Origin of the sequence: Acinetobacter sp. YH12226, from assembly GCF_013417805.1 — a bacterium.
Lineage (GTDB): Bacteria > Pseudomonadota > Gammaproteobacteria > Pseudomonadales > Moraxellaceae > Acinetobacter.
This window is the reverse complement of sequence record NZ_VPDG01000013.1, coordinates 88,941-99,048: the sequence shown is the minus strand read 5'-3', so window position 1 is coordinate 99,048 and position 10,108 is coordinate 88,941. Positions and strand designations below refer to the sequence as shown.

Below are 10,108 nucleotides of genomic sequence, written 5' to 3'. Positions count from 1 at the left end.
TCGCTCGTCCAGGTAACAGATCCTTAATCTGCTCCCACTGATCATCTCTTAATGCATAGCGTTTAGTCATGAAAAAATAATGAGGACAGGTTAGATTTTCTCAAGCTAATTGATGACAGGCTCTAGAAATTTAAAATCCAATTTGTATGTTTTTTGGTAAATCTGTGTTATAAAAAATAAAACGGCATAAAAATTGCTTATAAAACGGGATTTTCTATTAAGGGGGTAACAATGAGATTATCAGTGGGTATAAAAATTGCGAACTCGCTGTCATTAACTCCACAATTACAGCAGGCAATTCGGCTATTACAACTTTCAAGTCTGGAATTGGAACAAGAAGTTCAGTTGCAACTTGATAGTAATCCTCTATTAGAAAAAGTTGAAGAGCAAATTACCCTTGAAAGCTTATCTACAATTGAGTCAAATAATGAAAATCAAGATCTAACTAATCAACTTAATGCCGATCATCTGCCTGATGACTTACCTGTAGATACCGATTGGGATGATGTCTATACCCATCAACCTACAAGTCTGGGGGCAGCCGAGTTCGAAGAGCGTGAAGATAATCGTCAAGGGCATCAGAGCCTGCAAGAATATATGCTAGAACAAATTAATCTGCTGAATTTTTCACAGGTTGATAAATTAATCGCTTATTGCATAGTCGATTCTTTGGACGACAAAGGTTTTTTAGATGCTGAGTTGAGTGAAATTACTGCATCAGTACAACATTTACTCTCTTCTATGGGGTCTGAAGAAGAAATTGAAGATGATGAGGTTGCCGTTGTATTAAAGCATATCCAGCGTTTGGATCCGGTAGGTGTAGGTTCTAGAAGCTTGGCAGAATGCCTATTGGTTCAACTTGATAATTTACCTGCGTCAACCCCTTGCCGAAATGATGCGATCAAACTTCTGCAACATTATGAATTGTTGATTACCAATGAGCTTCCTAAGCTGATCAAACAGACTGGCTTAAATCCAGAACAGTTGCGCTGTGCTGTAGATTTGCTAAAAACCTTAAAACCGCATCCAGGTCTGGAATTTGAAAACAAGGAATCGGATTATCAGGTGCCAGATGTTGTGGTGATGAAAAAGAATAACTGCTGGCAAGTCAATTTAAACTCGGATGTACTGCCAAAGTTACGCGTCAATTCTTTTTATGCCAAAATGATTCGTCGTGCAGATCAAAGCGATGATAATCAGTACCTGCGTAATCAGATACTGGAAGCGAAGAACTTTATCAAAAGTATCGATGAACGGCATAAAACATTATTGAAAGTCGCGACTTGTATTGTAGAACATCAAAAAATGTTCTTGGAAATTGGGGCGGAAGGCATGAAACCTCTGGTTTTAAGAGATATTGCCGAAGAAGTCGAATTGCATGAATCTACAGTTTCTCGTGTAACCACCAATAAATATATGCTGACCCCACGTGGATTGTTCGAGTTGAAATATTTCTTCTCGAGTCATGTCGGGACTACTTCAGGTGGTGAAGCATCTTCTACTGCTATTCGTGCCAAAATCAAAAAACTGATTTCCGAAGAAAATGCCCGTAAGCCTCTGTCTGATAATGCAATTGCCAATATGTTAAAAGATGAAGGCATTGATGTGGCACGACGTACGGTGGCGAAATATCGTGAATCGTTACATATTCCTTCATCTTCTGAGCGAAAAGTCTTGATCTAAAATTTGAAATCTGGCTATTCTAGAGATTCATTATGACAACATAATGAATCTTTTTTCTTTTGAGGATCAGTAAGATTGATTTGATTCAGGACTTAAAATACGGATATTTTATTTATAAGTTACTGTATTTAAATTATTTTATATTGAGACTCTTCTAATCCTAACGAAGGTGAGGGATAGAACTATGCAAATAACAATTCGTGGACATCATTTATCGATTACGCCAGCTATTGAAGAAAGTATAAAAACCAAGTTTTCACAGATGACGAAGCACCTAGATCAGGTGAATAGTATGCAAGTGAAACTCTCGAAAGATCATCAAATTGATAAACGCTCTAGAAAGGGCAGTAGTAATCATATCGCAGAGGCTATTATCCGATTACCGGGCATTGAATTTTTTGCTCACGCCACCGCAGATGATATGTATACCTCAATTAAAATATTGACCGAAAAATTGAAACGGCAGATTGATCGATACCGGGAAATGCATTTACAGCAGCATCCTTTAGCTCTATAAAGGACAAATGATGAAAAAGAGGTTTTAAAAGCCTCTTTTTTTTATATATATAATGTATGGATCCATGAATTATTTTTGCTATTTATAGTAAAATGGCTCGTTTTACACCCTTAGTCCTATAAGAGGTCTTGTGATGAATAATGAACAGCTCGCTGAAATTTTAGAAGCCGCTTTTCCAGAGGCGGATGTTGCTGTGAGTGGTCAGGGCGGAAAATTTGATCTCCGTATTGTGGATGATCAATTTGAAGGTAAGCGTCCAGTTGCACGCCAACAAGCTGTTTATGCTCCTCTCAATGCCCATATTGCCAGTGGTGCAGTTCACGCAGTAACGATTCGCGCGATGACAAAAGAAGAATGGCGCAAAGCAAGCTTATTTGGAGCTTAATCATTTAATGGATAAATTTTTAATTCAGGGCGGTATCAAGCTCGAAGGTGAAGTGCGCATTTCTGGTGCAAAGAATGCAGCACTTCCATTATTGGCAGCAATGATTCTTGCTGATACCCCGATTACGCTCAGAAATGTTCCTAATCTAAAAGATGTCAATACGTTGGTGAAGCTGATTGCTGGTCTTGGGATCACCATGACTTATGAAGGCGATACGGTTGTTGCTGATACTTCTACATTAGATAACCAGTTCGCACCGTATGAGCTCGTAAAAACTATGCGTGCTTCTATTTTGGTGCTTGGTCCATTATTGGCGCGCTATGGCAGTGCAAAAGTGTCTTTACCAGGCGGTTGTGCGATTGGTTCCCGTCCTGTCGATCAGCATTTGAAAGCTTTAGAAGCTTTAGGCGCCGAGATTGAAGTCGAAGCCGGTTATGTACATGCCAAAGTCGATGGTCGCCTGAAAGGTGGCGAAGTTGTCTTTGATATGGTGACTGTGGGTGGGACAGAAAATATTCTGATGGCTGCCGTGTTGGCCGATGGTGTGACCACGATTCGCAATGCAGCACGTGAACCTGAGATCACTGATCTTGCGCAAATGCTGATCAAGATGGGTGCCAAGATTGAAGGTCTAGATACCGATACTTTAATTGTGACCGGTGTCGAACGTCTGCATGGCTGTGAATATGCGGTTGTTGCTGACCGGATTGAAACCGGTTCATATCTGGCAGCAGCAGCGATCACTGGCGGTCGTATCAAAACCACGCATACTGATCCGTCCCTGATGGAAGCGGTGCTGGACAAGTTTGAAGAAATGGGCGCAGAAGTGACCCGTGGTGACGACTGGATTGAACTGGATATGCTGGGTAAACGTCCGAAAGCTGTCAGCTTCCAAACCTTACCACATCCAGAATTTCCAACCGATATGCAAGCCCAGATTATGGCTGTGAATGCCATTGCTCAAGGCTTTGCGACAATTTCTGAAACGATTTTTGAAAACCGTTTCATGCATGTTCCTGAATTGGCACGTATGGGTGCCAATATTCAGGTAGAAGGTAATGAGGCTGTGGTAACGGGTGTAGAAAAACTTTCTGCCGCACCCGTAATGGCAACAGATTTACGTGCTTCGTTCTCTTTGGTGCTGGCAGCACTTGCCGCTGAAGGTGAAACGCTGATTGACCGCATTTATCATATTGACCGCGGTTATGAAGATGTAGAAGCAAAGTTACAAAGTTTAGGTGCCCAAATTAAGCGAGTAAATTAATGAGCGATATGAGAAACGATGATCCAAACTTTGACGTAATGGGCAATTTTGATCATGGTTTAACTTTGGCATTAAGTAAGGGGCGTATCTTAAAAGAGACTTTACCTTTGCTAGAAACAGCAGGGATTAATCTTTTAGAAGATCCTGATAAGTCTCGTAAACTGATTTTCCCGACCACGCATAAACAGGTTCGTATCTTAATTTTACGTGCTTCAGATGTACCGACTTATGTTGAAAATGGTGCAGCCGATATTGGCGTGGCCGGTAAAGATGTATTGATGGAACATGGTGCACAAAATGTCTATGAACCATTGGACCTGAAAATTGCGGTATGTAAATTGATGACCGCCGGTAAGGTGGGGATGCAACGTCCTAAAGGTCGCTTAAAAATTGCGACCAAGTACGTGAATTTGACCCGTCAATACTATGCCAGCTTGGGTGAGCAGGTTGATGTGATCAAGCTGTATGGCTCCATGGAACTTGCACCACTGGTCGGTCTGGGCGATTACATTGTTGACGTCGTAGATACAGGTAATACCTTGCGTGCCAATGGTCTGGAGCCACTTGAAGAAATTTGCAAAGTGTCTTCGCGTTTAATCGTGAATAAAGCCAGCTTCAAGCGTAAGCAAGCGTTGTTAAATCCGATTCTGGCACAGCTTGAAAAAGCCGTAGAAGAACGTGAAAAGGCCAAACAGGCTTAAATTTGTTGCATAAAAAACCGTCCTTTTAGGGCGGTTTTTTTTATTCGATTGAACATAAATACGATGTAAATTCTTTCATTAATTTTACCAAAAGCTATTTCCAATAAAACTCATAGGGCTAGAGCACTATAGCTGCCGACAAAAGTCTGGAAAACAGGTAAACTAAAGCCTTCGAATTCAAACCTGATGGGTAAATTGATGCGACGTTTATCGACCCAAGATCAAAACTTCAAGCAAGCATTTGCTGACTTGTTGGCTTTTGAAACTGTTAATGATCCTGAACTTTTAAAAACTGTAGATCAAATTATTGCTGATGTTCGTCAGCATGGTGATGCTCAAGTTCTTAAACTCACTCAACAGTTCGATCGACATCCGGCGCATCAATTTTCAGATTTAGAGTTAAGCCAAGAGCAACTGCAAGCTGCCTTCGAGGGTTTGACGACTGAAGTGCGCGAAGCTTTAGAGCTTGCTGCAGCACGCGTGCGCGAGTTTCACCAGGCACAAAAACAGGACGGCTGGACCTATGTCGATGCTTTAGGAAATACGCTTGGTCAGAAAGTCACTCCACTGGATCGTGTTGGGATTTATGTGCCGGGTGGTCTGGCTTCTTATCCATCTTCAGTATTGATGAATGCTGTGCCTGCTCATGTAGCGGGAGTTCCTGAAATTATTATGGTGGTACCTGCACCGAATGGTGATTTAAATCCATTGGTACTGGCGGCTGCCTATCTGGCAGGTGTGACACGTGTCTTCACGATTGGTGGCGCACAAGCGGTTGCGGCATTAGCTTACGGTACAGAAACGGTCCCACCGGTCGATAAAATTACCGGCCCAGGCAACCGTTTTGTTGCTGCGGCAAAACGTGCGGTGTTTGGTCAGGTCGGTATCGACATGATTGCAGGACCTTCTGAAATTCTGGTGTATGCCGAAGGCCAAAATAATGCTGAATGGTTGGCGATGGATTTACTTTCGCAAGCTGAACATGACACTGTGGCACAAGCCATTTTCATCACACCAGATGAACAGTTGCTGAATGAGGTTGAACAGGCGATTGAAATGCACCTGGCAATATTGCCAAAGGCAGAAATTGCCCGTACTTCGATTGCCAATCGTGGTGCTTTAGTCTTGGTAAAAGACCGTCAAGAAGCGTCAGATTTGATTAATCAGGTAGCGCCTGAGCATTTGATGTTATGTTTAGATGATGCAGAAGCAATGTCTGATAGCATTCGTCATGCAGGTGCAATCTTTATGGGTCGTTATACGCCTGAAGCCATTGGTGATTACTGTGCCGGGCCAAACCATGTCTTGCCAACTTCAGGTACTGCGCGTTTTTCATCGCCACTTGGTGTCTATGATTTCCAGAAGCGTTCAAGTTTGATCATGTGCTCACAAGAAGGTGTAAAAACTTTAGCAAAAACTGCGGATATCTTGGCGCAACAAGAGAACTTGGATGCACATGCACAGTCAGCACGTTATCGTTATCAATCATAAATAGCATTACAACCTCTCCCTGACCCTCTCCTAAAAGGCGAGGAGAATTTAAACCACAAAAATCTTGTGTCTTTATTAATGAAAATTCCTCTCTTGCGCCATATATGGCTCAGGGAGAGGTTAGGAGAGGGTTTAAAGAGAATATAAAATGAATATCACAACAGAACAAATGCGTTTTTGGAGTCCTGAAGTACGTGAATTAGAACCGTATACCCCAGGCGAACAACCAAAAATCCAGAATATTTTAAAACTTAATACCAATGAAAATCCGTATCCACCATCACCCAAAGTGGTAGAAGCGGTTCAAAAGGTACTTGCGAATTCGGCGGATGTTTTGCGTCTGTATCCTGACCCGGATGCATCAGAGTTGAAACAGGCGATCGCTAAACAGCAAAATGTACCTGTAGACACTGTCTTTGTCGGCAATGGCTCAGACGAAGTCTTGGCACATATCTTTAAGGCTTTTTTTGTTCAAAAACAGCCTCTGCTTTATCCAGATATTACCTATAGTTTCTATCCGGTTTATAGTCAGTTTTTTGGCGTCAAAACCAAAATCTTACCATTGAATGATGACTTTGAAATTGTTGTGGATGACTATAAACAAGCTAATGGCGGCATTATTATTACTAATCCTAATGCGCCGACCAGTATTGATCTAGGTTTGGCTGCGATTGAAGAAATTCTGCAAGCCAATCCGGATTCAGTGGTGGTGATTGATGAAGCCTATGTGGATTTTGGTGCTGAATCAGCAGTTAAGCTGGTTGAGAAATATGAGAATTTAGTTGTATGTCAAACCACATCGAAGTCACGTTCTCTTGCGGGTTTGCGTGTTGGTTTTGCGATTGCTCAGTCCCATTTAATTGCAGCACTGGAAGCAGTCAAAAATAGCTTTAACTCTTATCCGATGGACCGTTTTGCGATTGCTGCAGCGGTCGCTTCATTTGAAGATCAAGCCTACTTTGAAGCACAAAATGCAAAAGTGATTACGAGTCGTGAAAAGTTGGTGTCCCAATTAAATGAGCTTGGTTTTAAAGTTTTACCATCGAGTGCCAACTTTATTTTTGCCTCATTGCCATCTAAGGATGCAGGTAAGTTGGCCAGCGAACTACGTGAACGTGGCATTATCGTGCGTTATTTTAACAAGCCACGTATTAACCAGTTCTTAAGAATTACCATTGGTACAGATGAGCAAAATCAGCGTTTAGTCGATACACTAAAAAATGAGATTTTGGTGTGATTAAAATCCCTCTTAGCCTCCCTTTGAAAAGGGAGGATTTCCCTCCTTTACTAAAGGAGGGTTAGGGTGGATTTGTAGAAAAAAGCGAGTCAAATGATTCGCTTTTTATTTATTTAGGCTGATACCACGTATTTAACAGATCCAGCATCGCTGAAACTTTATCAAAACATTCTTGATATTCTGCCTCACAATCCGAAGAAATGGTAATACCACCACCCGCCCATAAAGAAACATCTTCTTGATATTTTTGGATGGAACGAATCAGAATGTTCCAGGAACCGGTACCATCAAAATTAAAATAACCCATTGATCCACAATAAGCCCCACGTGCTGCACCTTCCAGTTCAGCAATAATCTGCATGGCACGAATTTTAGGTGCACCCGTAATTGAGCCACCTGGTAGGGCTGACATTAACACCTCGAAAGGATTGATATCTGCTTTTAGGGTCGCTTCAACTTCGCTCACCATATGATGCACTTGATTAAAACTTTCGATATTAAATAATTTGGGTGTTTTAACCGAGCCTGTTTCCGCATAAATACTTAAATCATTACGTAATAAATCCACAATCATGACATTTTCTGCTTGATCTTTTTCCGATGCTTTTAAGATTTGTTTAGATTGTTCATCCAGCACGGGATCTGTATAGCGTGGCATGGTGCCTTTAATTGGTTTAGTGATAATTTTCCGATTTTTTTCAAAGTCAATAAATAACTCGGGTGAGCAACTGAGTAATTCAAAATCACCAATACGCAAATAACCGGCATAGGGCGCTTCGGTTAATGTCCAGAATGCTTGGGCAGTTGCTAAGAGGGAGCCTTGGGCACGACCTTTAAACTCTTGGGTCAGATTAATCTGATAGCAGTCACCTGCAACAATATAGTCCTGAATTTTCTGAAAAGCCTGAGTATAAACAGATTTAGTCCAGCGTGAGATACAAGGATTTTTTAAGTGAAATTTCGATTGAATTTTATTTTGCTTAAGTAAGTTCTGAATATAATTGAAAATCTGTTCTGCCTGTGGATCATCACTATAGAACATCCAGCCATCAGGGGTTGGTTTAATGTAGGAAGGAAATTGACCAATAAATAAACCAGGTTGAGGACGGTCTGGATACTGAATATATTGTTGAGCGGCATAATCGTAGCCGATAAAACCAACATAGCCTCCACGAAAGCCATGCTCTTGAGGAGTTTTTAATACATTGATTGCTAAATTAAACTCAGATGGGCTGGATTGGTATTGTTCAATCCCTGTTCTTTTAAAAGACTGAATTTGTGATGTTTGCGCAACAAAATATTCTTGAGCGCAGCAGGCAATAAAAGGCCGACCATTATTATTTAAATACACCAGATGATTCAATGTCTTCAATGCGGATAATAGATCTGTAACCAGACGTGATTCAAACTTTAAGGGACGATGATAGAGAGCTTCGGTCATTCAGTTATGGAGAGTTCGATATGACTTACTATTTTATATCAAGAAGCCAGGAAAATATTTTTAAATCATGAAATACCGTTTATCGGTAAGCGACAGATTGCGACCAACAACAGTTGATCAAAATTTGACTCGACGCTAATTTAAGTGGGCTAGCAAATTACTCAAGGAAAGATGCTTAAGCTGTCAGAAAATAAAAAATACAGCCTAAACACTGAGTAATTCACAACCAAAAAAAATAGTACTCTTGGGAGAGTAAACAATGAAAAAATTTACAAAATTAGTTTTAGCGACTTCAGTTGCATTTAGTGCCAATGCGATGGCGATGCAAGCAATGGATGATGCATCTCTAAGCGAAACAACGGGTCAAGACGGTTTGACAATTGGTATCGGCATCTCGAAAATTGCTATTGAAAAATTATTTATCCATGATAACGACGGTTTGGCACCTAAAGGTGTTGCAAATGAGGCGGGTTTCGGAGGTACTTCTACAGCAGGTGCGATCGTAATCCGTGGTAAGACTGATACAGCACCTGATGCTGCTGCTCTTGCTGATCCTACTACTGCAACGCATGGTGTAGTAATCGGTGCCAATTATGACAATAATGGTGCCTATTTACTTGCATCCCGTAACCTTGCTGACTTGGTAATTGATTCAGATGCTGGGGCTGGTAATCCTTTCATTAATGTTGCTGCACAAGTATCGGGTCTAGATATCAAAGTTGGCCGAATTGGTGTAACTGCATCTGGTGCAGATGATCCGGATTCGATTCGTCGAGGTGGTGCCGGTGTTGTAAACGACATCATTAGTGGTTTTGACGTTAAAACTGGTGTGATAAATGCCAATATTCAACTGGGTGCTGCTCCACAAGGCGCTATGATCAAGATGAATAGTGTAATGGCAGGTGGTCTAGAAATTAAAAACCTAGGTATTTTAGATAACTCGTCTAAAAATAAAGCAGTGGGGCTTGTAGGTACGACTCCAGTGACTACACGTGAAGCCGGTGAGATTTTTGTTGAAAGTATCAAAATTGCAGATGCGGATTCTAATGATTTAACCATTAGCCAGAATATTTCTGTATATAACGATGCTTATGTAGGTACTACAGCTCAGTTAGGTAAGGCAGCGCATGTTCGTATTGTAAGTAATGATACTGGGGCGAAAGACCAATACATTAAAGGTATTCATTTAGGTAACCGTGAAGCAAGATCATCAATTGGTGATATGGAAGTTCAAGGCTTACAAACATTCTACTCTCAAGCTCAGGGTAGTTATACAAAAGGCGCAATTATTACTATTTCAGGTCACTAATCTTTATTTTAAAAAAAGCGCGTGTTTACACGCGCTTTTTTATGACTATATCACTTATCTAAAAAATAAAAAAAATACTG

9 protein-coding genes are annotated in these 10,108 nt (G+C 41.0%); 8 read left to right on the top strand and 1 reads right to left on the bottom strand.

All coding sequences use genetic code 11. The features are described 5' to 3' along the window. Window positions 1–231 precede the first annotated feature (231 nt). From FTV08_RS12420 to hisC, 7 genes are all read left to right on the top strand, one after another. Window positions 232–1,683: an RNA polymerase factor sigma-54 gene (locus FTV08_RS12420; protein ID WP_180087433.1), complete on the top strand. Its 1,452-nt coding sequence runs from the start codon at window positions 232–234 to the stop codon at window positions 1,681–1,683. Between the two features lie 184 nt (window positions 1,684–1,867). Continuing rightward, window positions 1,868–2,200 carry a ribosome hibernation-promoting factor, HPF/YfiA family gene (gene hpf, locus FTV08_RS12415; protein WP_004730744.1) on the top strand — a complete coding sequence of 111 codons (333 nt, stop codon included), beginning with the start codon at window positions 1,868–1,870 and terminating at the stop codon, window positions 2,198–2,200. A gap of 133 nt (window positions 2,201–2,333) precedes the next feature. After that, complete coding sequence (ibaG, locus tag FTV08_RS12410; protein WP_004730742.1) at window positions 2,334–2,585, top strand: BolA family iron metabolism protein IbaG; 252 nt, start codon at window positions 2,334–2,336, stop codon at window positions 2,583–2,585. A gap of 7 nt (window positions 2,586–2,592) precedes the next feature. Further along, complete coding sequence (gene murA, locus FTV08_RS12405) at window positions 2,593–3,849, top strand: UDP-N-acetylglucosamine 1-carboxyvinyltransferase (RefSeq protein WP_005250995.1); 1,257 nt, start codon at window positions 2,593–2,595, stop codon at window positions 3,847–3,849. Beyond that, a complete protein-coding gene (hisG, locus tag FTV08_RS12400; protein WP_004646025.1) occupies window positions 3,849–4,550 on the top strand; it encodes an ATP phosphoribosyltransferase in 702 nt (233 codons plus the stop codon). Before murA ends, hisG begins: the two co-directional genes overlap by 1 nt. 186 nt (window positions 4,551–4,736) lie before the next feature. Next, the gene (gene hisD, locus FTV08_RS12395) at window positions 4,737–6,041 is read left to right on the top strand and encodes a histidinol dehydrogenase (RefSeq protein WP_005250997.1); all 1,305 of its coding nucleotides are present in this window, start codon (window positions 4,737–4,739) and stop codon (window positions 6,039–6,041) included. Window positions 6,042–6,189: 148 nt separating this feature from the next. Then, window positions 6,190–7,278, top strand: a complete 1,089-nt coding sequence (hisC, locus tag FTV08_RS12390; RefSeq protein ID WP_005251000.1) for a histidinol-phosphate transaminase — start codon at window positions 6,190–6,192, stop codon at window positions 7,276–7,278. Between the two features lie 109 nt (window positions 7,279–7,387). Here hisC and FTV08_RS12385 read toward each other — a convergent pair whose 3' ends face one another. Then, window positions 7,388–8,719 carry an anthranilate synthase component I family protein gene (locus FTV08_RS12385; protein ID WP_180087432.1) on the bottom strand — a complete coding sequence of 444 codons (1,332 nt, stop codon included), beginning with the start codon at window positions 8,717–8,719 and terminating at the stop codon, window positions 7,388–7,390. A 259-nt stretch (window positions 8,720–8,978) separates the two neighbouring features. On the opposite strand from FTV08_RS12385, the gene FTV08_RS12380 reads away from it, so the two are divergent. Then, the gene (locus FTV08_RS12380) at window positions 8,979–10,028 is read left to right on the top strand and encodes a DUF6160 family protein (protein WP_005251002.1); all 1,050 of its coding nucleotides are present in this window, start codon (window positions 8,979–8,981) and stop codon (window positions 10,026–10,028) included. The last annotated feature ends 80 nt before the right edge of the window (window positions 10,029–10,108 follow it).

Coding starts and splice junctions, on each gene's coding strand:
- FTV08_RS12420 (WP_180087433.1), top strand. CDS start 232: ATGAGATTATCAGTGGGTATAAAAATTGCGAACTCGCTGTCATTAACT.
- hpf (WP_004730744.1), top strand. CDS start 1,868: ATGCAAATAACAATTCGTGGACATCATTTATCGATTACGCCAGCTATT.
- ibaG (WP_004730742.1), top strand. CDS start 2,334: ATGAATAATGAACAGCTCGCTGAAATTTTAGAAGCCGCTTTTCCAGAG.
- murA (WP_005250995.1), top strand. CDS start 2,593: ATGGATAAATTTTTAATTCAGGGCGGTATCAAGCTCGAAGGTGAAGTG.
- hisG (WP_004646025.1), top strand. CDS start 3,849: ATGAGCGATATGAGAAACGATGATCCAAACTTTGACGTAATGGGCAAT.
- hisD (WP_005250997.1), top strand. CDS start 4,737: ATGGGTAAATTGATGCGACGTTTATCGACCCAAGATCAAAACTTCAAG.
- hisC (WP_005251000.1), top strand. CDS start 6,190: ATGAATATCACAACAGAACAAATGCGTTTTTGGAGTCCTGAAGTACGT.
- FTV08_RS12385 (WP_180087432.1), bottom strand. CDS start 8,719: ATGACCGAAGCTCTCTATCATCGTCCCTTAAAGTTTGAATCACGTCTG.
- FTV08_RS12380 (WP_005251002.1), top strand. CDS start 8,979: ATGAAAAAATTTACAAAATTAGTTTTAGCGACTTCAGTTGCATTTAGT.